General features: G+C 67.5%; 22 protein-coding genes. 11 read left to right on the top strand and 11 right to left on the bottom strand.

The window, feature by feature from the left end; all coding sequences use genetic code 11:
• The first annotated feature begins 31 nt into the window (after positions 1–31).
• Positions 32–1,813 (top strand): amidohydrolase family protein, encoded by a 1,782-nt coding sequence (locus A5733_RS19960; protein WP_076241379.1) that lies wholly within the window; start codon positions 32–34, stop codon positions 1,811–1,813.
• 1 nt (position 1,814) lies between these two features.
• Entirely contained in the window at positions 1,815–2,441 is a 627-nt protein-coding gene (locus tag A5733_RS19955; RefSeq protein WP_067766109.1) for a TetR/AcrR family transcriptional regulator, read from the top strand.
• Here A5733_RS19955 and A5733_RS19950 read toward each other — a convergent pair.
• From A5733_RS19950 to A5733_RS19925, 6 genes are all read right to left on the bottom strand, one after another.
• The gene (locus A5733_RS19950; protein ID WP_076241378.1) at positions 2,394–3,683 is read right to left on the bottom strand and encodes a tetratricopeptide repeat protein; all 1,290 of its coding nucleotides are present in this window, start codon (positions 3,681–3,683) and stop codon (positions 2,394–2,396) included. The genes A5733_RS19955 and A5733_RS19950 overlap by 48 nt on opposite strands.
• A complete protein-coding gene (locus tag A5733_RS19945; RefSeq protein ID WP_067766079.1) occupies positions 3,676–4,026 on the bottom strand; it encodes a DUF2304 domain-containing protein in 351 nt (116 codons plus the stop codon). Before A5733_RS19945 ends, A5733_RS19950 begins: the two co-directional genes overlap by 8 nt.
• Positions 4,023–4,721, bottom strand: a complete 699-nt coding sequence (locus A5733_RS19940) for a glycosyltransferase family 2 protein (RefSeq protein WP_076241377.1) — start codon at positions 4,719–4,721, stop codon at positions 4,023–4,025. Before A5733_RS19940 ends, A5733_RS19945 begins: the two co-directional genes overlap by 4 nt.
• A 57-nt stretch (positions 4,722–4,778) precedes the next feature.
• Positions 4,779–5,993, bottom strand: coding sequence for a hypothetical protein (locus tag A5733_RS19935; protein ID WP_076241393.1), 1,215 nt, complete (start codon positions 5,991–5,993; stop codon positions 4,779–4,781).
• A gap of 95 nt (positions 5,994–6,088) precedes the next feature.
• Positions 6,089–7,426, bottom strand: a complete 1,338-nt coding sequence (locus tag A5733_RS19930) for a M1 family metallopeptidase (protein WP_076241376.1) — start codon at positions 7,424–7,426, stop codon at positions 6,089–6,091.
• On the bottom strand, positions 7,423–11,358 hold the full coding sequence (locus A5733_RS19925; protein WP_076241375.1) for a Pls/PosA family non-ribosomal peptide synthetase: 3,936 nt from the start codon (positions 11,356–11,358) through the stop codon (positions 7,423–7,425). The genes A5733_RS19930 and A5733_RS19925 overlap by 4 nt, the downstream gene beginning before the upstream one ends.
• Positions 11,359–11,597: 239 nt before the next feature.
• Between A5733_RS19925 and A5733_RS19920 the strand changes: the two genes are divergently transcribed.
• From A5733_RS19920 to A5733_RS19900, 5 genes are all read left to right on the top strand, one after another.
• Positions 11,598–12,575 (top strand): TerC family protein, encoded by a 978-nt coding sequence (locus A5733_RS19920; protein ID WP_076241392.1) that lies wholly within the window; start codon positions 11,598–11,600, stop codon positions 12,573–12,575.
• 64 nt (positions 12,576–12,639) lie between these two features.
• On the top strand, positions 12,640–13,050 hold the full coding sequence (locus A5733_RS19915) for a hypothetical protein (protein WP_198938887.1): 411 nt from the start codon (positions 12,640–12,642) through the stop codon (positions 13,048–13,050).
• A gap of 115 nt (positions 13,051–13,165) precedes the next feature.
• Entirely contained in the window at positions 13,166–14,386 is a 1,221-nt protein-coding gene (locus tag A5733_RS19910) for a PP2C family protein-serine/threonine phosphatase (RefSeq protein WP_067766374.1), read from the top strand.
• Positions 14,383–15,960, top strand: coding sequence for a CHASE3 domain-containing protein (locus A5733_RS19905; protein ID WP_076241373.1), 1,578 nt, complete (start codon positions 14,383–14,385; stop codon positions 15,958–15,960). The genes A5733_RS19910 and A5733_RS19905 overlap by 4 nt, the downstream gene beginning before the upstream one ends.
• On the top strand, positions 15,957–16,400 hold the full coding sequence (locus A5733_RS19900; RefSeq protein ID WP_067766379.1) for a response regulator: 444 nt from the start codon (positions 15,957–15,959) through the stop codon (positions 16,398–16,400). The genes A5733_RS19905 and A5733_RS19900 overlap by 4 nt, the downstream gene beginning before the upstream one ends.
• On the opposite strand, the gene A5733_RS19895 is transcribed toward A5733_RS19900, so the two are convergent.
• Both A5733_RS19895 and A5733_RS19890 read right to left on the bottom strand, forming a co-directional pair.
• Positions 16,373–16,816 carry an ATP-binding protein gene (locus tag A5733_RS19895; RefSeq protein ID WP_076241372.1) on the bottom strand — a complete coding sequence of 148 codons (444 nt, stop codon included), beginning with the start codon at positions 16,814–16,816 and terminating at the stop codon, positions 16,373–16,375. The genes A5733_RS19900 and A5733_RS19895 overlap by 28 nt on opposite strands.
• Before the next feature lie 33 nt (positions 16,817–16,849).
• Positions 16,850–17,212, bottom strand: coding sequence for an STAS domain-containing protein (locus A5733_RS19890; RefSeq protein WP_067766526.1), 363 nt, complete (start codon positions 17,210–17,212; stop codon positions 16,850–16,852).
• A 182-nt stretch (positions 17,213–17,394) separates the two neighbouring features.
• Between A5733_RS19890 and A5733_RS19885 the strand changes: the two genes are divergently transcribed.
• Positions 17,395–17,808: a DUF6632 domain-containing protein gene (locus A5733_RS19885; protein WP_076241391.1), complete on the top strand. Its 414-nt coding sequence runs from the start codon at positions 17,395–17,397 to the stop codon at positions 17,806–17,808.
• A 3-nt stretch (positions 17,809–17,811) separates the two neighbouring features.
• Here A5733_RS19885 and A5733_RS19880 read toward each other — a convergent pair whose 3' ends face one another.
• The 3 genes from A5733_RS19880 to A5733_RS19870 all read right to left on the bottom strand — a co-directional run bounded on the left by A5733_RS19880 (position 17,812) and on the right by A5733_RS19870 (position 19,738).
• Positions 17,812–18,789 (bottom strand): 2-hydroxyacid dehydrogenase, encoded by a 978-nt coding sequence (locus tag A5733_RS19880; protein ID WP_076241371.1) that lies wholly within the window; start codon positions 18,787–18,789, stop codon positions 17,812–17,814.
• A gap of 43 nt (positions 18,790–18,832) precedes the next feature.
• Positions 18,833–19,168 carry a 2-oxo-4-hydroxy-4-carboxy-5-ureidoimidazoline decarboxylase gene (locus A5733_RS19875; RefSeq protein WP_076241390.1) on the bottom strand — a complete coding sequence of 112 codons (336 nt, stop codon included), beginning with the start codon at positions 19,166–19,168 and terminating at the stop codon, positions 18,833–18,835.
• Positions 19,169–19,249: 81 nt separating this feature from the next.
• Positions 19,250–19,738, bottom strand: coding sequence for an inorganic diphosphatase (locus tag A5733_RS19870; RefSeq protein ID WP_067766388.1), 489 nt, complete (start codon positions 19,736–19,738; stop codon positions 19,250–19,252).
• Positions 19,739–19,865: 127 nt separating this feature from the next.
• Here A5733_RS19870 and dacB point away from each other — a divergent pair, with 127 nt between their 5' ends.
• From dacB to tilS, 3 genes are read left to right on the top strand one after another with little or no spacing between them, the layout of a single operon-like run.
• Positions 19,866–21,248 (top strand): D-alanyl-D-alanine carboxypeptidase/D-alanyl-D-alanine-endopeptidase, encoded by a 1,383-nt coding sequence (gene dacB / locus A5733_RS19865; RefSeq protein ID WP_076241370.1) that lies wholly within the window; start codon positions 19,866–19,868, stop codon positions 21,246–21,248.
• Positions 21,245–22,294 carry a zinc-dependent metalloprotease gene (locus tag A5733_RS19860; RefSeq protein WP_076241389.1) on the top strand — a complete coding sequence of 350 codons (1,050 nt, stop codon included), beginning with the start codon at positions 21,245–21,247 and terminating at the stop codon, positions 22,292–22,294. Before dacB ends, A5733_RS19860 begins: the two co-directional genes overlap by 4 nt.
• On the top strand, positions 22,273–23,244 hold the full coding sequence (tilS, locus tag A5733_RS19855; protein ID WP_076241369.1) for a tRNA lysidine(34) synthetase TilS: 972 nt from the start codon (positions 22,273–22,275) through the stop codon (positions 23,242–23,244). Before A5733_RS19860 ends, tilS begins: the two co-directional genes overlap by 22 nt.
• The last annotated feature ends 32 nt before the right edge of the window (positions 23,245–23,276 follow it).

The following is a 23,276-nucleotide window of genomic DNA, read 5'->3' as shown; positions in this document are numbered from 1 at the left end:
GAGTACTCACTTTCTGCTCTAGCGTTGCGTCATGTCTTACGACGTCATCGTTCGCAACGGCCTGTGGTTCGACGGCACCGGCGCCCGTCCGCAGGTCCGCACGCTCGGAATCCGCGACGGGGTGGTGGCCGCGGTGTCGGCCACCGCGCTGGATGAGACGGGATGTCCCGATGTGATCGACGCCGGCGGCAAGTGGGTGCTGCCCGGCTTCATCGACGTGCACACCCATTACGACGCCGAGGTGTTGCTCGACCCGGGCCTGCGGGAATCGGTGCGGCACGGCGTGACGACGGTGCTGTTGGGCATGTGCTCGCTCTCGACGGTGTACGCCGACACCGAGGACGCTGCCGACCTGTTCAGCCGCGTCGAGGCGGTCCCACGCGAGTTCGTGCTCGGCGCGCTGCAGAAGCGCAAGACCTGGACCGGCCCGGCCGAATACGTGAAAGCCATCGACGATTTGCCGCTGGGCCCGAATATCGCGTCGCTGCTGGGACATTCGGATCTGCGTGCCTCGGTTCTCGGTCTGGACCGGGCCACCACCCGCGGCGTCATCCCCACCGATGCCGAATTGGAAACCATGGCGGCCAAACTCGACGAGGCGCTGGAAGCGGGCATGCTCGGCATGTCGGGAATGGATGCCGCGATCGACAAGCTCGACGGTGATCGGTTCCGGTCCCGTGCGCTCCCATCCACATTCGCCACCTGGCGGGAACGCCGGCGTCTGATCAAGGTGCTGCGCAAGCGTGGCCGGATGTTGCAGAGCGCGCCGAATGTGGCCAAAGCTCAAGAGGCGCTGAACTTCTTCCTGGAGAGCAGCGGCCTGTTCGGCCGCCGCCGCGGCGTCAAGATGAGCCTGCTGGTCTCCGCCGACGCCAAGTCCTCACCAGGCGCGGTGCATGTCATCGGGCCGGGCACCCGGCTACTCAACCGGATCCTCGGCGCCAAGGTGCGGTTCCAGCACCTGCCGGTGCCGTTCGAATTGTATTCCGACGGAATCGATCTGCCGGTCTTCGAGGAGTTCGGGGCCGGCACGGCCGCGCTGCACCTCAAGGATCAACTCGAGCGCAACACGCTGCTCGCCGACCCGGAGTATCGTCGCCGGTTCCGCAGGTCGTTCGATCGGCGCAAGCTCGGTCCGACGTTGTGGCACCGCGACTTCCACGACGCCACCATCGTCGAATGCCCGGATGAAACCTTGATCGGCAAGAGCTTCGGGCAGATCGCCGATGAGCGGGGAATCCACCCACTCGACGCCTTCCTCGACGTGTTGGTCGACAACGGTGAACGCAACGTGCGCTGGACGACGATCGTGGCGAACGACCGGCCCAAGTACCTGGACAAGCTGGCCAAGGATCCGTCGGTGCACATGGGCTTCTCGGATGCCGGTGCGCACCTGCGCAACATGGCGTTCTACAACTACCCGCTGCGGTTGCTCAAGCGGGTTCGTGACGCGCAGTTGGCCGGACGTCCGTTCCTGACCACTGAGCACGCCGTACACCGGCTGACCGCCGAGGTGGCCGACTGGTTCGGGGTCCCGGCGGGCACCTTGCGCGAAGGGGACCGGGCCGATTTCGTGGTGGTCGATCCGGCCGGCCTCAATGGCGATGTCGACGCCTATCACGAGGAAACGGTCCCCTTCTACGGCGGCCTGAGCCGCATGGTGAACCGCAACGACGACGCCGTCGTCGCCACCGCCGTCAACGGCGCCGTGGTGTTCCGCAACGGTGAATTCCGTGACGGTTACGGCGAGTCGGTGAAGTCGGGACGTTACCTGCGGGCTGGTGCCGAGCACCTGGACCACGCTGCGGTCTGAGATGGCCAGAACCCAGCAGCAGCGCCGCGAGGAGACCATGGCGCGCCTGATCGACGCCGGCATCGACACCATCATCGAGGTCGGCTACGCCAAGGCTTCAGCGGCGGTGATCGCCAAGCGGGCCAAGGTTTCCGACGGCGCGCTGTTCCGGCATTTCCCGACGATGAGCGACTTCATGGCGGCCACCGCGCGGGAGGTGGCGCGCCGGCAACTGGAGTTGGGCAGCAAGCTGGGTGCGAATATCTCTGCCGATCAGCCGGCGCTTCCGGCGGTGCTGGCGATCCTGCGCGACATCGCGGGCAGTGAAACCAACACCGTGTGGCACGAACTGTTGATGGCGGCGCGTACCGATGAAAAGCTGCGCGGCCCACTGCAGGCGGTGCTTACCGAGTACATCCACAACATCTACGAAACCGCCAAGCACGGGCCCGGCATGGACCAGATCCCCGAGGATGTTTTCGCCGTCCTGCTGACCGTCGTGCTCAACACGTTCGACGGCGCCGCCATGGTGCGCCGCGTGCTGCCGATGCCGGAACTCGAGGACGCCCGGATCGCGATGTTGGCGCAGTTTGCTCAGTCGCTAACTTCCGGTCAGTTCGGCGGCGTCGCTACCGTCCCAGAACGGTGAGAGTCCCGTCCATGCCTGGGTATCGCTGAAAGACAACAAGTTCCGCGCCGCCTCGGTCAACGGATGGTCTTCGCCGACGATGGTCGTGCTGTCTTTGACCAGCCGTCGGGCCCGCTGACCGGCCGAACCGAATTCGTGTCCGGCCCACAGGCACCATGCGAGGTAGTAGCGCCACAGCAACGTCTGGTGTGCATCGTTACCTGCGCTCCGGGCGCACTGAGACAACGCTTTTTTCGCGGTCAGAACGCATTCGAAGAAATGCGCTTGCTCGGACTCTTCCTCGTCTGCGGCATCAGCCGCCCTGCTCTCGGCTTCGGCGTCGGGGCAGTGTGGGTCGTCGCTCTGCTCTTGGAACTCCAGGCTGTAGGCGATATCGCGGGTCGCCTCCAGCCGGTCTTGCCACTCCGTGCGTGCTGCGGCCCGCTTGTCCAGAGCCGACAGGGTCAATGGATCTGCATCGCCTCGTCCACGGGCGAGATCCTCTGCGAGAACCTCCCATTCCGAAATACGCTCCATCGTGTTGTCAGCTGATTCCGGGGTCCACAGTGCTCGGGTGTACCGGGCCGTCAACGTGGTGGGATCGTCGTGACCGAGCACTTTCTCCAGCACCGGGATCAGGTCGTCGAGGTCGGTGAGGGTCTTCGCGGTAACCCCCATCGCCTCACCGTGCCAGCTCACTTGCGCCAGTCGCGCCGCCAACGTTTCGGGATGGAGCTCACCGAGGAGGCGGACTCGGTGCTGGTGCACTACCAACGCCTCCATACTCGCACCGTACGGATCGCCGAGATCGCGACGGGCCAACGCCGCCCCGTATGCTGCGGCGAGCGTCAGCGGGTGGCGTGCGCCGAAGGCGCGAGTGTCGGCACCGCACAGGTGAACCCATCGCAGCAGGCGATCGGCCGGATCTGTTGCGCTATCGTCGATTGCGGCCAGGGTGTGCTGCGCCCACAAGGTATCGCGGTGCTCGGGACCGAGGACGCGCCTCATTGTCGGGAGCAGGTCACGGATGGCTTCAACGGCCCCCGCTTCGCCGAGCTCGTATCGCCAACTGACGACGAGCCACGCCACCGCGAGCGTGTCCGGATGATCGTTGCCGAGGGTGGTGCGTCGGGCTTCGTGAACCTCGATGGCATTGCGCAGTGCCCCGCGCAGATCGCCTGCGTTTTGGCGGGCGGCCGCAACAGCCAGCAGCGCGTTCAGCGACGCCGGGTCGTCAGTAGTGCCGGATGGCTCGTCATTCATCTTCTGAGGCGGCCGGCACCCGGACGTTCTGCAGTGCCACCGCTCGGGCCAGCCGGGCGTAGCGCAACTCGAGATCTTTGATGCGCAGGTAGGTCGATATCGTGACGAACACGAACGCGATGATGAGCATGTACTCCATCAGGTCCGTACCCCGGTCCACGCCAAGCCAATTGGCCACCACAGTGGTGTCGTCGGGACGCAGGATCGCATAGATGCCCGTCGCGACGAACAGTACGAAGCCGACCTTCACCCACGCCTTGGACCGGGCGCTGCGCCGTGACCCCAGCAGGTACGCCAACAGCACCAGCACTGCGATGATCAGCAGCGCCTGAATCCAGTTCATCGGGACAGCCTCCTGCGCAACAACCCGTCGAAGACGATGTTCACGCCGTTGAGCAACGGCTGGCCTTTGGATTTCGAGTAGTCGGTGTAGAGGATCTCGACGGGCTCCTCGACAACGCGCCAACGCTTTTCGTATGCCACCGCGATGAACTCCCCGGCGTGGCTCATCCCGTTCATGGTCAGATCGAGCTCGTCGGCGACCACCTTGTCGAACACCCGCAGACCGTTGTGCGCGTCGGTGAGCCCGAGCGCACGACTGCGCGGGCTGAGGAAGGCGGCGGTACGCAGGATGATCCGCTTCACCAGTGGCGTGTGCGTCACGGCGTGGGCGTCGCGGTCGGCGAAGCGGGTGCCCACCACGAGGTTCGCGCCCTCGGCGTCGAGACGGTCGATCATCCGCACCACGTCTTTGACCTGGTGCTGTCCGTCGGCGTCGAAGGTGGCGAACACCCGGGCCCCGGGACGGCTCCGCGCATATTCGATACCGGTCTGGATGGCAGCGCCCTGGCCCAGATTCACCGGATGCGGGACGACGTGTGCGCCGGCGCGTAGCGCCAGGCGGGCGGTGTCGTCACGACTGCCGTCGTCGACACAGACGACGTTAGGGAAAACCGAGCGCACGTCGGTGATGACGTCGCCGATGATGCTCGCCTCGTTGAAGGCGGGAATGATGACCCAAACGTCGTGAAAGCGCATGTCGATGGGCACCAAACTACACTGCGGTCCCATGTCGCGGCCGGAGCCGCTCCGCGATCACCCAGCAGCCCTCCGCGCCAGCGCGCCCAGGTGAACCACGATTCCCACCAGCGGTCCGCACAGCAGCGCGATGATGGTCCGTTCCTCCAGCCCCACCGGCAACAGCAGCAGCGCCACCGCGGCCACGGTCGCGATGATCCAGCCCGTCGCATACGCGCGGTGCAAAGCGGCCGCGACGGTGGCGGCGCCGGTCAGCGTCAGCATCGCGATGGCCACGGCAGCCCCGGTCAGCCAGGCCAGCAGCGCACCGCCGGCCTGGTAATCGTCGCCGAACCCGACGCGCAGCAACCACGGGCCGAGCAGTCCGGCCGCCACGATCCCGATGGCGCCGAGCGCGGCCACCACGGCGGCGGGCGCCACCAGCGCGCGCAGCCGTTTGTCACGCTGGTCGACGAAGTGGGCGATGAGGTTGCCTTGCATCGCGGTCAATGGGACCAGCAGTGGGGCGCGGGTCAGCGTGACGGCCAGGATCACCACGCCGCCGGTGGCGCCGAGTTCGCCCGAGGTGGCCTTGAGCAGCACCGGGAATCCCATCACCAGGATCGCGCTGGCGCCGGCGGCGGCGATGGAATGCCCGGCCCCGCGCAGGAAGGTGCCGGGGCTGCCGGCGGTGAGCAGGCCGGCCGCGAGCCGCGCGGCCGGTGCCGCGATCAGCATGATCAGCCAGGCCACGGCTCCGGCGACGGTGGCCCACAGAAACCCGGCCAGTCCCCAGCCCAACACGAAAGTGGCCGCCGCGACCGCCACCCGGATCCCGGCGTCGGTGACCATCAGGGCCCCGTACTCGGTCCACCGGTTCACCCCGGCGAGCATGCCGAGCAGTGTGGCGTGCAGGCAGAACCCGGCCAGCCCGACGCTGAGCAGCGCCACGCTCAACACCCGCGATTCGGCGAACACGTGCGAACTCCACAGCAGCGAGCTGGCCGCGATCACCACGGCGGCGACGACGCCGACGAGTGCGGCGATCCGCATCGGGTGAGTGGTGGGCTCGCCGCTGAGATCCCGGTGGCGGGCCCCGCGCACCTCACGGGTGGCCTCTTGCAACAGACCGTTGGCGGCGCCGGTCACCAGCCCGAAGGCGCCCCAGAACACGCTGAAGATCGAGAAGCCGGCCGGCTCCAAGTCCCGCGCGGCCAGGTACAGCACGGCGTACCCGCACACCGCGCTGATCGCGGTCGCCGCGCCGACGCGGGCGACGCTGCTGCGCGTGATGGGGCCTGTCGATGAGCCGCTTGCGCGAAGAGCATCGAAATCCGATGAGCCGCTTGCGCGAAGAGCATCGAAACCGGGGGTCCCGCCGCCGTCGGTCACAGCGCCGGCAGCTCTTTCGAATACAGCCAGGCCTGCCACAGTGGCTGCAAGGGCTCGTCGGTGTAGCCGGCGGCCAGCCCGGTGAAATCGTCGGTGAAGGCGGTGCTGTGCCGGTAGCGGGTGGTCCAATCTTGTAGCAGTGCAAAGAATTTCGCGTCGCCGATGCGGGTGCGCAGCACATGCAGGGTCAGCGCGCCACGTTTGTACACCCGGTCGTCGAACATGTCCTCGGGCCCCGGATCGGACAGCAGCAGATCCTGCGGTTGGTCCTGCAGCCGCGCGTGATAGTGCTGGGCCCATTGTGCCGCGCTGCGGCCCCCGCTGTGTTCGGACCACAGCCACTCCGCGTAGCAGGCGAAGCCCTCGTGCAGCCAGATGTCCCGCCAGCGCCGCGCGGTCACCGAATTGCCGAACCACTGGTGGGCCAGTTCGTGGGCGATCAACCGCTCGGCGCCGCGATGCCCATCGCAATGATTGGCCCCGAAGATCGAGATGCCCTGCGCCTCCAGCGGAATCTCCAGATCGTCGTCGGTCACCACCACGGTGTAACCGCTGGCCACCGGGTACGGGCCGAACAGCTTGATGAACAACTTCATCATCTGCGGCTGGCGTTCGAAATCGTGCTCGAAGTTGCGGCGCAGCCGGGGCGGCAGGACCGCATGCATCGGCACCGGTGATTTGGTCAGCCGCTGGTTCTCGTACATGCCGATCTGCAGCGTCATCAGATAGCTCGATGTCGGTTCGGGTTGCTCGTAGGTCCACACCGTGTGCCCGGCGCGGGCTTTGCGGGAGAGCAACTCGCCATTGGCCAGCGCGTAATACGGGCTGTCGGTGCTGATCTGGATGCGGTAGCTGGCCTTCGAGCTGGGGTGGTCGTCGCAGGGGAACCAGGAGGCGGCCCCGTTGGGCTGACCGGCCACCAGGGCCCCGTTCGACAGTTCCTCGAAACCGACGTCACCCCAATAGGTTTCGATGGGGCGCGGGTTTCCGTTGTAGCGGACGACGACGGTCATCGCGGCCCCGGCCGGCAACGCCGATCCCAGCGTGATCGACAGCTTGCCGCCGCTGGCCCGGTACTGGGCGGGCCGACGGCCGTTCACCGAAACCCGGGACACCGACAGCGCATCGGACAGGTCCAGGGTGAAGGTGCGCAGCGCGGCCAGGGTGACCGCCGTGATGGTCGCCGACCCGGCCAGCCGGTTGATCGCCACCTTGTACTCGAGCTCGAGCTCGTAGCGCGACACCCGGTACCCGAAATTGCCGTTGCGCGGCAGATACGGGTCGATCACGGGCGTGGACGTCACCTTCTTGGCAGCTTTCTTCGATCGGGTCACGCGGCGGGGTTTTCCGTCCGCTTGGCCTCGGCCGTTTTTGCGGTGCGTTTCTTGCCAAACATGTTCCACGGGGCGATCGGGTTGCCTTGCCAGCGGGTGGACGGCGGCACCTCGTCGCCACGCATGACCAGCGAGCCCGGCCCGACGGTGGACCCGGCGCCTAGCCGGGCCGCGGGCAGCGCCACGCAGTGGGGTCCCAACGTCGCACCCTCTTCGAGCACCACGCTGTCCAGCCGCATGATGCGGTCGTGGAACAGATGGGTCTGCACCACGCAGCCGCGGTTGACGGTGGCGCCGGCCTCGAGTGTCACCAGATCGGCTTCCGGCAGCCAGTAGGTTTCACACCACACGCCGCGGCCGATCGAGGCGCCCAGGCCACGCAGCCACAGGTTCATCACCGGTGTGCCGCTGGCCGCCCGGGCGAACCAGGGCGCGGCGACGGTTTCGACGAACGTGTCCGACACCTCGTTGCGCCAGACGAAGGACGACCACAGCGGACGCTCGACCGCGCGAATCCGGCCGAGGACCAACCATTTCGCGATCACCGCGATGATGCCGGCCACGGCCCCGGCAACCAACAGCACCAGGCCGCCGGTCAGCGCCGCCCACAGGAAACCGAACTGGAGCGTCACGGCCTGCAACACGCCCAGCACGGCGACACCGATGGCAAAGGTGATGATCACCGGGATCAGCCGGCAGGTCTCGACCGCCGAGCGCATGACCTTCAGCCGCAGTGACGGATGGAAAGTGCGCAGCGCATCGGCGGCGGTGGCGTTGCGGCGCAACCGAACCGGCGGGCTACCCAACCAGGACGAGCCGGCCTTCGCCTTGTGCGGGGTGGCCGAGAGCACCGCCACCAGGCCGTCGTCGGGCACCTTGCGGCCGGGTTGGGTGATGCCCGAGTTGCCGAGGAAGGCGCGCTTGCCGATGGTGGCCTTGGCGACGTGAATCCACCCGCCGCCCAGCTCATAGGACGCCACCATGGTGTCGTCGGCCAGGAAAGCCCCGTCCTGCACCTCGGTGAACTTCGGCGTGAACAGCGCCGTCGAGATCTCGGTGTCCCGACCGACTTTCGCGCCGAGCAGCCGCAACCACCACGGGGTGAACAGGCTGGCGTAGATCGGAAACAGGTAATGGCGGGCCGCGTCCATCAGGCGTTCGGTCATCCACAACTGCCAGCCCACGCGGCTGCGCACCGGGTGATAACCCTCGGACAGCTTGACCGACAGGATTCGTACCCCGATCACAGTGAGCACCGCGTAGACCAACATCGCGACCAGCGCGGCGGCCGGGGTCCAGGCCAGTGCGGGCAGCAGCGCGTCGCTCGGTGAGGCGGTGTCGTGCACGCCCCAGACGACCACCGCCAGGCCCGCGGCCAACGCGGCCAGCGGCAGACCGGCCAGCAACATCGAGGACACCCCGTACACCCCGACCCACAACGGCGCACGAGGCGGCCGGTGATCCGGCCAGGGGTGGCGGGCCTTACCGGATTTCACGGCCGGTGAGCCCTTCCAGAACTGGCCGTTCTTGACCTTGCCCACCACCGCCGAGCCCGGCGCGACATCGGCGTTCTTGCCGACGGTCGCTCCCGGAAGCAGCGTGGTGCGGGCGCCGATCGTGGCGTCGTTGCCGATCGACACCGGCCCGACGTGGAACACGTCGCCGTCGATCCAGTGCCCGCTCAGGTCCACCTCGGGTTCGACGGAGGCGCGATGGCCGATCTTGAGCATGCCGGTCACCGGCGGTGCAGAGTGCATGTCGACGCCCTTGCCCACGCTGTTGCCCAGGGCGCGGGCGTAGTAGACCATCCACGGTGCGCCGGCCAGGTTCTCCGCACCGCTGGCCTCGGCCAGTCGTTCGGCGATCCACACCCGAAGGTGCACCGCGCCACCGCGTCGGTACGTGCCGGGCTCAAGGCCACCCAGCAGCATCCGGGCGAACAACACCGCGATGCCCATCCGGCCCAGCGGCGTGACGAACAGTACGAACCCGGCCAGCACCCACCACCAGCTGAGCGGATGAGCCCATGACACCAGGCCCGTCACGGCGGCGATGTTGTTCAGCAACGCCAGCCAGACCACCCATTGCATGCCGGTGAGGGTGGCCAGCGGCAGTGACAACGCGACCTGCGCGGCCTGGGTCAGCACCGGGGTCGGTTTGACCCGCCGGGAAGTGATCTGCGGCGGCGGTTTGAGCTCGTCGAGGTAGCCGGCCAGGGAACCCAGTCGCGGGTGGTCGTAGAGATCGGCGACGGTCACCAGTGGATAGCGTTGGCGCAGCGCGGCCACCAGCTGTGCCGCGGCCAGCGAGCCGCCGCCCAGGGCGATGAAATCGGCCTCCGGCCCGTCGACCGGCGTGCCGAGGACATCCCGCCACAACCCGGCCAGCCAACCCGTCGTGCCGGTGAGTTCGGTGCCGTCGGGTTCGTCGTCGCCCGGCGGCGGCCATGGCAATGCATTGCGGTCGACCTTGCCGGAGGTGCGGGTCGGCAGCTCGTCGAGCAGCACGAGCCGCGGCACCAGGGCGGCGGGCAGTGACTCCGACAGCGCCGCGCGGGCCGCGGCCAGATCGAAGGACGGGTCCGTACTCGCGATGTAGCCGACCAGTAGCGGGGTGCCGCTGGCGGTCTTGCGCACCGCGGCCGCGCCGCCACTCACCCCGGGCAGGTTGACCAGGGCGGTGTCCACCTCACCCAGCTCGATGCGGCGGCCACCGACCTTGACCTGGTCGTCGGCGCGGCCCTGGAAGTAGAGGCCGTCGGCCTCCAGACGCACCAGGTCGCCGCTGCGGTAGGCGCGGCTCCAGCCCAGCGTCGGCATAGCCGCGTACTTCTCGGCGTCCTTGTCGGGATCGAGGTAGCGGGCCAGACCCACCCCGCCGATCACCAGTTCGCCCACCTCACCTAGTCCGACCGGAAGGCCCTCGGCGTTCACCACGGCCAGATCCCATCCCGCCAGCGGCAGGCCGATGCTGACCGGACCCTGTCCGTCCAGCTTCGCGGCGCAGGCCACCACGGTGGCCTCGGTGGGGCCGTAGGTGTTCCACACCTCGCGGCCGGCACCGTCTTCCCCGGATGCGAGCCGAGCCGCCAGTTCAGGTGGACAGGCCTCGCCGCCGAAGATCAACAGCCGCACCGCTTCCAGTGCCTCGGCGGGCCACAGGGCGGCCAGCGTCGGGACTGTGGAGACCACGGTGATGTCCCGGCTGACCAGCCACGGGCCCAGGTCCATCCCGCTGCGCACCAACGACCGTGGCGCCGGTACCAGGCAGGCGCCGTGCCGCCAGGCCAGCCACATCTCCTCGCACGACGCGTCGAACGCCACCGACAGACCGGCCAGGACCCGGTCGCCCGGACCAATCGGGTTGTCCGGCAAGAACAACTGCGCCTCGGCGTCGACGAATGCGGCCGCGCTGCGATGGGTGACGGCAACGCCTTTCGGGGTGCCCGTCGATCCGGACGTGAAGATGATCCAGGCGTCGTCGCGTCCCAGCGGCGCGGCGGCGCGCCACCCGCGCGAGGAGCCCGGCCCGCGGGTCAGGCCGGCTTCGGTGATCACCCCGACCACGTTGGCCTCGCCGAACACCAACGCGGCGCGCTCGTCGGGATCGTCGGCGTCCACCGGGACGTAGGCAGCGCCGCAGGCCAGCACCGACAGGATGGCCACGTAGAGCGCGTAACTGCCCGACGGCATCCGGACCCCGATCCGGTCACCCCGGCCGATCCCGCGGGCGGCCAGCCAGGCCACGCTGTCGTTGATGTCGGCGATCAGCTCCGAGTAGGTGAGCTGGACGGTGCCGTCGTCGAGAGCCGGTGCGTCCGGAAAACGGGCAGCGGTCTCGTGCAGGATGTCGATGAGCGTGCGGGGCGCGGGGGCCAGTGGGGATAGCGCGTACTGCGGCGGAATCTCGTAGTCACCGGCGGCTGCTGTCACGGGTACAAACCTACTAAGCCGCCGGCGGGTCGGCCCATTACCCGGCCGCGGGTCGGGGCGGCGTGCCGGTCCGATTTCGGTTGGCCGGTGATGTCAGGCAGACTGGTCGGCGGAGGGGAGTATTCCTTCGCTGCGATGTCGTCATCACGTCGGTCGTCAATTGATCGATCGGTGTCGCGGGCCGGTGCGTGTTTCCGGTGGAAGAGACCTCCGGCGCTTTGACGACCGGAGGATTCTCGATGCAGGTAACACAGCTGGAATGGATCATCACCCTCGCCGTGACGATCGCAGTTCTGCTGTTCGACGTCGTGGTGATCGGGCGACGCCCACACGAACCCACCACCCGCGAGACCGCCACCTATCTGTCGATCTACATCGGCATGGCGGTGGCGTTCGGCATCTGGGTGTGGGTGTTCCACGGCAACCAGTTCGGGCTCGAGTTCTTCGCCGGCTGGCTCACCGAATATTCACTCTCGGTGGACAACCTGTTCATCTTCTTGATCATCATGGCCAGCTTCAAGGTGCCGCGGATCTACCAGCAGCAGGCCCTGCTGGTCGGCATCATCCTGGCGTTGATCTTCCGCGGCATCTTCATCGCGCTGGGCGCGGTCGCCATCAACCAGTTCTCCTGGGTGTTCTACATCTTCGGCGCGTTCCTGGTGTACACCGCGATCAACCTGGTCCGCGATACCGACCATGACGACGACGGCGACAACGGCGTGGTGCGTTTCGCCCGCAAGCACCTGCGCACCACCGACCAGTGGGACGGCCTGAAGCTGTGGATCAAGGAAGGCGGCGCGAATGGCACGAAATTAATGACGCCGATGTTCCTGGTGATCGTGGCGCTGGGCACCACCGACCTGCTGTTCGCGCTGGACTCGATCCCGGCGATCTACGGGCTGACCCGGGAGCCCTACCTGGTGTTCACCGCCAACGTGTTCGCGCTCATGGGTCTGCGGCAGCTGTACTTCCTGCTCGGTGACCTGCTCAAGCGCCTGGTGTACCTGTCGCAGGGGCTGGCGTTCATCCTGGCCTTCATCGGCGTCAAACTCGTGCTGCACGCACTGCACGAGAACGAGCTGCCGTTCATCAACGGCGGCGAGCCGGTGCACGTGCCGGAGATCCCGACCCTGGCCAGCCTCGGGGTGATCGTGGTGACGCTGGCGATCACCACTGTCGCGAGCCTGTACAAGACCCGGGTGCGCGACGTCCGGTAGTCCTTTGAACTTCCGCTGAGCACAACCATGGGCCGACGCCCGGCGGTGGCCTAGCGTCGCCGGAGTGCGGATATTTGTGGTGGAAGCAGGGGACTGGACCGAGCTGACCGACGGCGGCCGGCCCACGACACGGATCTCGGCGCCCGATCTGGCCCAGGCGCGCCGGCTCTCGTCCGGCCTCAAATCGGAGGACGACGCCGTCTCGGTGATCTTGGACGTGTCCGTCGCGGTGGCCGCGGATTACCGCTCGGCCCGCTGCAGTCTCACGGTGGCGGGTTCGGACGACGGTTCAGCGCCCGGTGTGCGGTACGTCGGGACGATTGACGGGTTGACCGGGTTGATCGCCGACATCGAGGCGGCCGGCGTGGCCGACGGCGTCACACTGATCCCGACCGGCCCGGATCCCGATCCGCGGGGGCTCGGCGGCGACGTGTTGCGACGCCTGCGCCTGCGCTCTGCGGCCCGCGCGTCGTGATCTTGGATGGGCGGATTGAGAATTGACGTCTGCGCATAGGTATTCTCAATCACGTCGTCACTAAAGCAGAGGTCAGCGCGACCGGGGTGGCCTCAGTGAGTAAGGACGTGATCCCATGCGCGCGGAACAGCCGTACCCTTCTGCGACCCTCGCCGGCTTCGGCCCGCGAGCAGGCGGGCGCCGCTTGTCGTTGTTGTTGGTCGAGGACGACCGCGGCGACGCATTGTTGGTCGAAGAACAGATCGCCGATGTCGCCGACACCGCCGACATCGACCTGATGTGGGTGCAGTCCATGGCATCTGCCGAGCAGGCGATCGTCGAGTCCCGCCCGGACTGCGTACTGCTGGACCTGAATCTGCCTGACGCCGAGGGCATTGACGCCCTGCACCGGCTGGGCCGGCTCGACCCCACGGTTCCGATCATCGTGCTCACCGGTTTGAACGACGAGCACTTCGGTGTCTCGGCGGTCGCCTCGGGCGCACAGGACTACCTCGTCAAGGGCCGGGTCGATCCGGAGATGCTGCGCCGGGCCGTGGTGTATTCGATCGAACGCAAACGCGCCGAGCTCACGGCGGTGGACCTGCACGCCAGCCAGCTGCGTGAGCGCGAAAACGCCCGGCTTGAGCGGGGTCTGCTGCCCTCGGCGTTGCTCTTGGAGGATCCGGGTGTCGAGGTCGTCACCCAATCCCTGCCGAGCCGGCGAGATGCCTTGTTGGGCGGGGATTTCTACGACATCGTGCAGACGTCCGACGGGACCGTCCACGTGATGATGGGCGACGTGGCGGGCCACGGACCCGACGAGGCCGCACTCGGGGTGGCGCTGCGCATCGGTTGGCGGGCACTGACATTCGCCGGGCTTCGGGGTAACGCGCGGATGCGGCAACTGGACCGAGTTCTGACCACCGAACGCCCCGGACCCGGAATCTTCGCCACGCTGCTCAGCGTGGCGCTGGATCCCGAGACCGGGCAGTATGACGTCGTCCGCGCCGGCCATCCCGGTCTGTTGGTACACGCACCGGGCACGGTGGAATGGATCGAGCCCACGGCCGGTTCCGCGCTGGGCCTGGGTGCCAGCGAGTGGCCGGTCGACCGATTGGAACTGCCGAAAGGACACGGCCTGGTGTTGCTCACCGACGGATTGTTCGAGGGTCATGCCGGGCCCGGCGGCCGCCGTCTCGGTGAACAGGGCCTTCTCGAGCTGGCGAGAACACAGGCGGCCCGGCCCGGTCGTGAGTTCGTCGGTGCGCTGATCGCCGAAGTCGAATCCCGCGCCCGTCCGTACGGGGGCCTCAGTGACGACATCGCGATGATCAGAGTGGAACGCTCACTGCGATGAGACTGACGGTGCAAGGTTGGCAGAACCTACTCGTGTTCGCGATGTGCGTGATCGTGCTGGCCGGCGCGATCGCCGGGATCAGCCTGGTGAGCCGCACTGATGCGGTGTCCCGTGAACTGATCGACAACATCCAGCCCGCCCGGGTGGCCGCCTACCAGCTGCAGGCGGCGCTGCGGGATCAGGAGACGGCCGTGCGGGGCTACGCCATCGCCGCCGACCCCCGATTCCTCGACCCGTACGGCGATGGACAGCGGGCCGAATCCGAGGCCGCCGCCGAGATGCGGGGCTACCTGGCCGGCCACGATCATCTGTTGACCGATCTGGATGTGATCGAAAAGGCCGCTGCGGCCTGGCGGTCCACCTATGCCGAGCCGCTGATCGCCAGTGTCAGAGTGGGCGACCCCGCGATCGTGGACGCCAGTACCGCAGATCGCGGGAAGGCGGAATTCGACCGGCTGCGTGGGTTGTTCGACATTCAGAACGACAACCTGGGCAAGGCCAGGCAAGCCAGTGTCGATGAGATGAGCCATGTCCGGCAATGGCGGGACAAGGTCGTGATCGCCATGATCGTGGCCTTCTTCGCCGTGGCGATCCTGATGACCATCCTGGTGCACAGCGCGGTCACCGGGCCGCTGGCCGCGTTGGCCGCCTCGTGCCGCAGGATCACCGAGGGCCACTTCTCCGAGCGCATTGCGGTGAAGGGCCCCAAAGATATTCGTGCCATCGCCGCCGACGTCGAGGACATGCGGCAGCGGGTGGTCGAGGAACTCGAGGCCTCGCGGTCGGCGCAGGAGGCCCTGGATCAGCAAGCCGACGAATTGCGCCGCTCCAACGCCGAACTGGAGCAGTTCGCCTACGTGGCGTCGCACGATCTGCAGGAGCCGCTGCGCAAGGTCGCCTCGTTCTGCCAGCTGCTGGAGAAACGCTACGGCGACAAACTCGACGAGCGGGGCGCCGAGTACATCGGATTCGCCGTCGACGGTGCCAAGCGCATGCAGGTCCTCATCAACGACCTGCTGACGTTCTCCCGGGTGGGCCGGCTCAACGCCACACACACCGAGGTGAACCTCAACGACGCGCTCGACGTGGCGCTGAACAACCTGACCGCCGGGATCGAGGAGTCCGGCGCGCAAATCGAGCGACCCGCCGAGCCGCTACCCGAGATCGACGGCGACCCCACGCTGATGGCGATGCTGTGGCAGAACCTGATCGGCAACGCGGTGAAGTTCCGCCGCGACGGTGCGACGCCGCGGATCGTCATCGAATGCGCCGAAGGTACCGGTGAATTCGCCGATCAGTGGGTACTCAGTGTCTCGGACAACGGGATCGGCATCGCCGACGAGTTCGTGGACAAGGTTTTCGTGATTTTTCAGCGTCTGCACGGTCGAGATGCCTTCACCGGCACCGGCATCGGACTCGCGCTGTGTAAGAAGATCGTCGAGCACCACGGCGGGTCGATCTGGATCGACACGTCCTACACCGGCGGCACCCGGTTCATGTTCACCCTGCCCGTCACACCGACGACGGTGCCCAACGCTGTTCTGCAACCCCAGCTGGAAGGAAGCCCTGAATGACCTCATCGGAAAGCCGCGCCATCGACATCCTGTTGGTCGAGGATGACCCGGGTGACGAACTGATCACCCGGGAAGCGTTCGAACACAACAAGATCAAGAACAACCTGCATGTGGCGCGCGACGGTGAGGAAGGGCTCGACTTCCTGTATCGGCGGGGTGCTTTCGAAGATGCGCCGCGGCCGGACCTGATCCTGCTGGATCTCAACCTGCCCAAATACGACGGCCGCCAGCTGTTGGAGAAGATCAAGTCCGACGCCGACCTGTGCCACATCCCGATCGTGGTGCTCACCACGTCATCGGCCGAAGAGGACATCCTGCGTAGCTACAAGCTGCACGCGAATGCCTACGTCACCAAGCCTGTCGACCTGGACCAGTTCATGAGTGCGGTCCGCCAGATCGACGAGTTCTTCGTTCAGGTGGTGCGGCTTCCGCAGTTCTGACGGATGTGATCCCACTGCAGGCGCACCTTGGTGCCTGAGTGGTTCGAGTCGATCACAGCCCGGTCGGTGAGCGCGCGCATCAGCGGGATGCCGCGGCCCCGCGCCGGGTTCTTGTGGTCGGTCTCGGCGATCCGCCACTGACCCTCATCGGCGACGGTGACCGTCAGTACAGCTGTGTCCTCGTCATAGTCGGCCTCGACGTGCATCGCACCGGGCGCCGGGGCGTTGACGTAGGCGAACTCCGCGGCGTTGGCCAGGGCCTCGTTCACGGCCAGCACGACGTCGCTGGCCTTGGTCGGGTCGAGATCGAGGTGCGTGCTCAGCCAGCTGGAGAACTCACGGCGTATCAGCGCCGCGGTTTCTGCTGCGGCGGTGACGTTTTTCGTGAAGTGTGCTGTCTGGCCTGCGTCTGTCATGTCGACCTGCTGGCTACCCCGTTTTCGCCGGTCTTATGTCTTCAATGCGGCCAAAGCCTCGTCGAGCGTCGCGAAAAGATCTACGACTTCGGCGATTCCGACCAATTTGAGCGGGCGGCTGGTGGCCGGGCCGTCGGCGACGACGGCGAACCGCACAGCGTCGCCCAGTTCTTCCCGTGCGGCAACCAACACTCCCATCCCGGCCGATGCCAGGAATTCCACGGCACTCAAATCGACAACCACGGCCGACGGCGAGCTCTTGGCGGCAGCACCGATCGCCTCTTCGAGTTTGGGTGCGGTGAGCATGTCGACCGTGCCGGCCACTGCCACCACACTCACCTCTCCGACGCGGCTCTCTTCCACCGAGCAGCTTGCCGGGTCCGGTTGGCTATTCATCGTCACCTCCGACGTGATCCGTGCGCCTCTGGAGACGTCGACAAATACTAGCGGGGTGTCGCCCTTCTGCCACTGTGGGCCCAGACGAATCACCGACGGACCGCGCTCCACCTGCTCCATCAGCCCACGTGGTGACGGTCGGCAGTGCGATGCTGGAGGTTCCACTCCTAGGAGGCGGGGCCATGGCACCTTCACGCAGCTACCGGCTTCTCCAGATCGCGCTCGTCGTGTTCGGCGCGGTGATGATCCTGCTCTATCCGCTGGCCGTGGTGTGGCCGGCCGGGTGGGCCTGGCATCACGGCGCACCGTACGAGTCCGACTACTTCATGATGATCGTCGGGTTGTACGTGACGCTCGGGCTGTTTCTCTGGAACGCGGCGCGACGGCTTGCGGCCAACCTCAGCCTGATCTGGTTCACGGTCGCATCGAGCGTCGTGCATGCGGCCATCATGGCCGTGCAGTCCTTCGGCAGCGGCCACCACATGGGCCACCTGTTGGGCGACGTTCCGGCGCTGCTGCTGGCCGCCGTGGTGCTGTCGGTGCTGGTCCGGACCTCCGGCGTCGGCGCGCATGACTCGGCACGACCAGGTACGTGAAGCCTAGGTACGTGATGCCGCGGGCAACGGCACCGGCGTCACCAGTTCTCCGGATTCGAGGAACTTGTCCAGGTTGGCCAGGGTCAGTGCCTCCATGGCGGCCCGGGTCTCCACCGTCCCGCTCCCGACGTGGGGCAGCAACACCACGTTGTCCAGGCCCAGCAGCGCCTCGGGCACGTGGGGTTCGTCGGTGAACACGTCGAGCCCGGCGCCGGCCAGCCGGCCGTCGGTCAGTGCCTCGACGAGCGCCTGTTCGTCGACGATGCTGCCGCGGGCGATGTTGATCAGGTAGCCGTCGGGTCCCAGCGCGTCGAGCACCTTCCGGTCGACGAGGTGGCGTGTCCCGCTGCCGCCCGCCGCGGCGATGATCAGGACGTCGACCTGGCGCGCCAACTCGACGGCGGACGAAACATAGGGATAAGGGGAGTCGGTGACCACACGCCGGTTGTGATAACTGATCGGGCAGCCGAAGGCGACCAACCGGGTGGCGATCGCCTGGCCGATCCGACCCAGCCCGATGATGCCCACGCGCGAGCCCGAAACCTTGTGGGTCAGCGGATAATTACCGACCGCTGCCCAATGCCCGGCCCGTAGATACCGTTCGGCGGCCGGGAACTGTCGCATCGTGTCGATCAACAAACCCACGGCCGTGTCGGCCACGCAATCGCTCAGGACATCGGGGGTGTTGCTGACCATGACGTGGCGTGCGGCGGCAGCCTCGATGTCCGTCGTGTCGTATCCGACGCCGAAGTTCACCACCACGCCCAGGTTCGGCAGTGCGGACATCAGCCGTGCATCCACCCCGGTACGTCCCGACGTCACCACCGCCAGGACTGCCGCGCCGTGCTGTTGGAGGAAGGTTGCGCGCTCGGGCCCGTCGGGCAGGACCAGTGCGTCATAGCCCGTGCGCAGGGTCTCGGCGAGTGACGGTTTGAGCGGGCCCACCTGTAAGACGCGGTGGGCGTGATCGGGTGCAGGCACACATACTCCTCGGTCGGGATGTAGCCACCGTAAGCCTGCCGACTCACCAGTTGTCGAAGCCGCCCTCAGGTCCGAGCATGCGCTCCAGCCGCGCGCGGTTGATGCGGACCAGCTCGTGACGGACCACCGATGCCATGTTTGGTTCCAGCTCGGCGATATGCGGATATGCCTGCAACACGCGGTCGATGGAGGCCTCGCCCAAGCTGAAGAGCAGCGCATCGGCCCGCCGCAACAGTGCGTCGTGGTCGGCATAGGGTCGACCGCCGGCCAGATCGGTCGCCAGCACGACGCTGTAGCAGCACTCGTAGACGGCGTGCACCGCACGCCGCACCGGCAATGCGTTGTACGCCTCAAGTCCCACGCCCTGATGCATCAACACCTGGTCAAGCATGAAAGCCCCAGAGCACAGGGGAGTTACCCGGTGTTACAACCGGGCTAAATCAGGCTGGTTCAGCCGGGCTCAGTGCCCGGAGTTCTTGAAGCGCTCGACCGAACGCTGCAATTCGGCCTCGGCCTCTTCGCGGCCCACCCAGTCGGCCGTCTTGACGAACTTGCCCGGCTCGAGGTCCTTGTAGTGCACGAAGAAGTGCTTGATGGCGTCGAGCTCGAACTGCGGCACGTCGGCGAGATCCTGGATGTGATCCCAGCGCGGGTCACCGGCCGGCACGCACAGCAGCTTGTCGTCGCCGCCGGCCTCGTCGGTCATCTTGAACATCGCGACCGGGCGGGCCTCGACGGTGCAACCGGGGAACACCGACTCGGGCAGCAGCACCAGCGCATCCAGCGGATCGCCGTCCTCGCCGAGAGTGTCCTCGAAGAACCCGTAATCGGTCGGGTAGCCGAACGAGGTGTACAGGTAGCGGTCGAGCTTGACCCGGCCGGTCTCGTGGTCAACCTCGTACTTGTTGCGTGAACCCTTCGGGATCTCGATGACGACGTCGAACTTCACCGTCGCGGCTCCTTCGCATCTGCGGTCAGGCTTGGGTCGTCGGGCGACGACGCGGGTCAACCCTAATCGAGCGATAGTCTGGCCTAAACGGGTGGCTCGTTCCCACCACCGGCAGAGCAGGAGAAATATGCGGCCCACTCGGTGGCGGCAGTCCACCCATGTGGCGGTTGGCGTCGTGGTCCTGGTGTTGGTTGCGGCCGTCGTCGCGGTCGCCGCAGTGCTCACCGGCCACCAGTCCAGCAGTGCCGAGGCCGCCAAGCCCGCGCCCGCGCTCGTGACCGCCAGCCCGGGCGTCATTCCGGTGGACATGTCAGCGCCGATTCCGACCGCCGATGGGCTGGCCGCCGCGCTGGCACCGGCCCTGGCCAACCCCGATCTCGGCGCGCTGACCGGCCGGATCACCGACGCCGAGACCGGTGCCGAACTGTGGGAACAGAACTCCGGGGTGCCGATGCAGCCGGCCTCGGTCAACAAGGTGCTCACCACGGCCGCCGCACTGCTGGCGCTGGACCGCGATGCCCGGCTGACCACCACGGTCCTGGCCGTCGACTCGCAGCCCGGTCTGGTGGTGCTGAAGGGTGGCGGGGACACCACGCTCTCAGCGGCGCCGGAGGGCATCGACACCTGGTACAAGGGTGCCGCCCGGATCAGCGACCTGGCCGAGCAGGTCCGCAGCAGCGGGGTCACCGTCACCGCGGTCCGCGTGGACACCAGCGAGTACAGCGGTCCGGCGATGGCGCCGGGCTGGGACCCCGCCGACATCGACGGTGGCGACATCGCGCCGATGGAACCGGTGATGCTCGACGGCGGACGCACCCAGCCGACGACGGTCGAGTCCAGACGGTCCACCACACCGGCACTGGATGCGGGCCGGGCGCTGGCGGTGGCCCTGCGGGTGGACCCGTCGGCGGTGACCGTGCTGCCCAGCTCGGTTTCGGGTGGCCGGCAGATCGCCTCGGTGCAATCGGCGCCGCTGATCGAGCGGTTGCGCCAGATGATGAACGAATCCGACAACGTGATGGCCGAGTCCATCGCCCGCGAGGTGGCGGCGGTGCAGCACCGGCCGCAGAGCTTCGCCGGGGGCGTCGACGCGGTGCTGAACGAACTCGAGGGCATCGGTATCGACACGTCGGCGGTGAAGTTGGTGGATTCCAGCGGACTGTCGGTCGATGACCGGTTGACGGCGCGGATTCTCGACGAGGTGGTCAGCGTCGCGGCGGGCAACACCGAGCCGGCGGTGCGGCCACTGGTGGACCTGCTGCCGATCGCCGGCGGAAGCGGCACGCTGTCCAACCGCTACCTCGACACCGCCGCCGGGCGGGACGCCGCGGGTTGGCTGCGCGCCAAGACCGGCTCACTGACCGGGACCAACGCGTTGGCCGGCATCGTCACCGACGACAGCGGCCGGGTGCTCACCTTCGCCTTGATCTCCAACAATGCCGGGCCGACCGGGCGCACGGCGATCGATGCGTTGGCCGCGGTGCTCCGCTCCTGCGGGTGCGGCACATGAGCGAGCGCGCCACGATGACGGCGGGCCGCGCGGTCGACTGGGATTTCGCCGCGACGGTCGGGGCCAAGTTGGCCAAGGCGGCTCCGGCCTGCTCCGATTACACCCGCGACCAGGTGATCGAGCAGCTCTCGGAAAGTTCCAAGGCAGCCGAGTTGCCGGTGCGTGAGGTCACCGGGCTGATCGAGGGCGCCGAGGTGCCCGAGGCGCGCATCCTCGACCGTCCCGAGTGGATTCGGGCGGCGACCCGCTCCATGCGGGTGATGACGGGTGCGACCGAAGGTGACAAGCCGGGTGTCGTCACCGGTCGGGTGACCGGGGCGCAGACCGGTGCGGTGCTGGCGTTCATCTCCACCGGCATCCTCGGCCAATACGATCCGTTTGCCGCCGACGGCGGCGAGCTACTGCTGGTCTACCCCAACGTCATCGCCGTCGAACGTCAATTGCGGGTTGTCCCAACAGATTTCCGGCTCTGGGTGTGCCTGCACGAGGTCACCCACCGGGTGCAGTTCCGGGCCAACCCGTGGCTGACCGACCACATGTCGCAGTCACTGGCGGTGCTCACCCAGGACGCGGGCGACGACGTCTCGAACGTGCTCGGCCGGCTCGCGGAGTTCGTCCGCAACCAACGCGGCGGCGCAAACGCGGACCCGCGCTCATCCGGCGTGCTCGGTCTGATGCGTGCCGTGCAGGCCGAGCCGCAACGTCGCGCGCTGGATCAGCTGTTGGTGTTGGGCACCCTGCTCGAGGGCCACGCCGACCACGTGATGGATGCCGTCGGGCCTGCGGTGGTGCCCACCGTGTCGACCATTCGGCGCCGCTTCGACGAACGCCGGCAACGCAAGCAGCCGCCCGTGCAGCGACTGGTCCGGGCGCTGCTCGGGTTCGACGCCAAGATGAGTCAGTACACCCGCGGCAAGGCATTCGTCGACCACGTGGTGTCTGCGGTGGGCATGGCCCGGTTCAACACCGTGTGGTCGGGTCCGGAGACCTTGCCGCAACCCGACGAGATCGACGAGCCGCAACGATGGATCGACCGGGTGCTGTAGCCGCGCTGCGGCACGCGGTGAAGGCTGCAGACGCGAAGATCGACGGCTCCCGCTGGTGCGTGGCGCTGTCCGGGGGCCCGGACTCCCTGGCGCTGACGGCCGTGGCGGCCCAATTGCGGCCCACCACCGCGTTGATCGTCGATCATCGTTTGCAGGCGAATTCGGATACCGTGGCCGACACTGCCCGGCATCAGGCGCTGGAATTGGGTTGTGTTGGTGCGCAAGTGATTCCGGTTGACATCGGACGTGATGGTGGACCGGAGGCGGCCGCGCGCCGGGCTCGTTACGCGGCGCTGGAAGCAGCGCGCGACGGTGCGCCGGTGCTGCTCGGCCACACCCTCGACGACCAGGCCGAGACGGTGCTGCTGGGCTTGGGCCGCGGGTCGGGTCCCCGCTCGATCGCCGGTATGCGTCCGCACGACCCACCCTGGCACCGGCCGTTGCTGGGGGTGCGACGCGCGCTCACCCACGCCGCGTGCGATGAGCTGGGGCTGGTGCCGTGGCAGGATCCGCACAATGCCGAGCGCCGGTTCACCCGGTCACGGTTGCGGCACGAGGTCCTGCCCTTACTCGAGGACGTGCTCGGCGGGGGAGTGGCCGAGGCACTGGCCCGGACCGCCACCGCGTTACGCGAGGACACCGAGACGCTCGACGGGTTGGCTCGCGAGGCGCTGGCGGTGGCGCTGAGCGCCGACGGGTTGGACGCCGAAGGTTTGGACGTCGGCCGGCTGAGCGAGCTGCCCGACGCGCTGCGGCGCCGGGTGATCCGAGCGTGGTTGCTCGACGGTGGCGCCTGTGATCTGACCGACATCCAGATCCGCGGGGTGGACCGGCTGGTGACCGCATGGCGCGGGCAGGGCGGAGTGGCCGTCGGGTCGGGGCTGCGCAAACAGCGATTGTTCGCGGCGCGCCGCGGCGGCGCCCTGAGGTTGCACACCGAACCCGTCTAGCGCCCGCGTTGGTCAACCGCCCCCTTCACGTG

This window comes from Mycobacterium sp. NS-7484, assembly GCF_001953975.1.
Lineage (GTDB): Bacteria > Actinomycetota > Actinomycetes > Mycobacteriales > Mycobacteriaceae > Mycobacterium.
The sequence above is the reverse complement of the archived record's forward strand: the minus strand, read 5'-3'. Positions and strand labels throughout refer to the sequence as shown.

What these genes read in the sequence shown, in the direction of transcription:
- A5733_RS19885 (WP_076241391.1), top strand. Translation starts at nt 17,395, where the DNA reads ATGGCACCTTCACGCAGCTACCGGCTTCTCCAGATCGCGCTCGTCGTG.
- A5733_RS19945 (WP_067766079.1), bottom strand. Translation starts at nt 4,026, where the DNA reads ATGAACTGGATTCAGGCGCTGCTGATCATCGCAGTGCTGGTGCTGTTG.
- A5733_RS19860 (WP_076241389.1), top strand. Translation starts at nt 21,245, where the DNA reads ATGAGCGAGCGCGCCACGATGACGGCGGGCCGCGCGGTCGACTGGGAT.
- tilS (WP_076241369.1), top strand. Translation starts at nt 22,273, where the DNA reads ATGGATCGACCGGGTGCTGTAGCCGCGCTGCGGCACGCGGTGAAGGCT.
- A5733_RS19890 (WP_067766526.1), bottom strand. Translation starts at nt 17,212, where the DNA reads ATGAATAGCCAACCGGACCCGGCAAGCTGCTCGGTGGAAGAGAGCCGC.
- A5733_RS19950 (WP_076241378.1), bottom strand. Translation starts at nt 3,683, where the DNA reads ATGAATGACGAGCCATCCGGCACTACTGACGACCCGGCGTCGCTGAAC.
- A5733_RS19920 (WP_076241392.1), top strand. Translation starts at nt 11,598, where the DNA reads ATGCAGGTAACACAGCTGGAATGGATCATCACCCTCGCCGTGACGATC.
- A5733_RS19940 (WP_076241377.1), bottom strand. Translation starts at nt 4,721, where the DNA reads ATGCGCTTTCACGACGTTTGGGTCATCATTCCCGCCTTCAACGAGGCG.
- A5733_RS19900 (WP_067766379.1), top strand. Translation starts at nt 15,957, where the DNA reads ATGACCTCATCGGAAAGCCGCGCCATCGACATCCTGTTGGTCGAGGAT.
- A5733_RS19910 (WP_067766374.1), top strand. Translation starts at nt 13,166, where the DNA reads ATGCGCGCGGAACAGCCGTACCCTTCTGCGACCCTCGCCGGCTTCGGC.
- A5733_RS19905 (WP_076241373.1), top strand. Translation starts at nt 14,383, where the DNA reads ATGAGACTGACGGTGCAAGGTTGGCAGAACCTACTCGTGTTCGCGATG.
- A5733_RS19955 (WP_067766109.1), top strand. Translation starts at nt 1,815, where the DNA reads ATGGCCAGAACCCAGCAGCAGCGCCGCGAGGAGACCATGGCGCGCCTG.
- A5733_RS19960 (WP_076241379.1), top strand. Translation starts at nt 32, where the DNA reads ATGTCTTACGACGTCATCGTTCGCAACGGCCTGTGGTTCGACGGCACC.
- A5733_RS19895 (WP_076241372.1), bottom strand. Translation starts at nt 16,816, where the DNA reads ATGACAGACGCAGGCCAGACAGCACACTTCACGAAAAACGTCACCGCC.
- dacB (WP_076241370.1), top strand. Translation starts at nt 19,866, where the DNA reads ATGCGGCCCACTCGGTGGCGGCAGTCCACCCATGTGGCGGTTGGCGTC.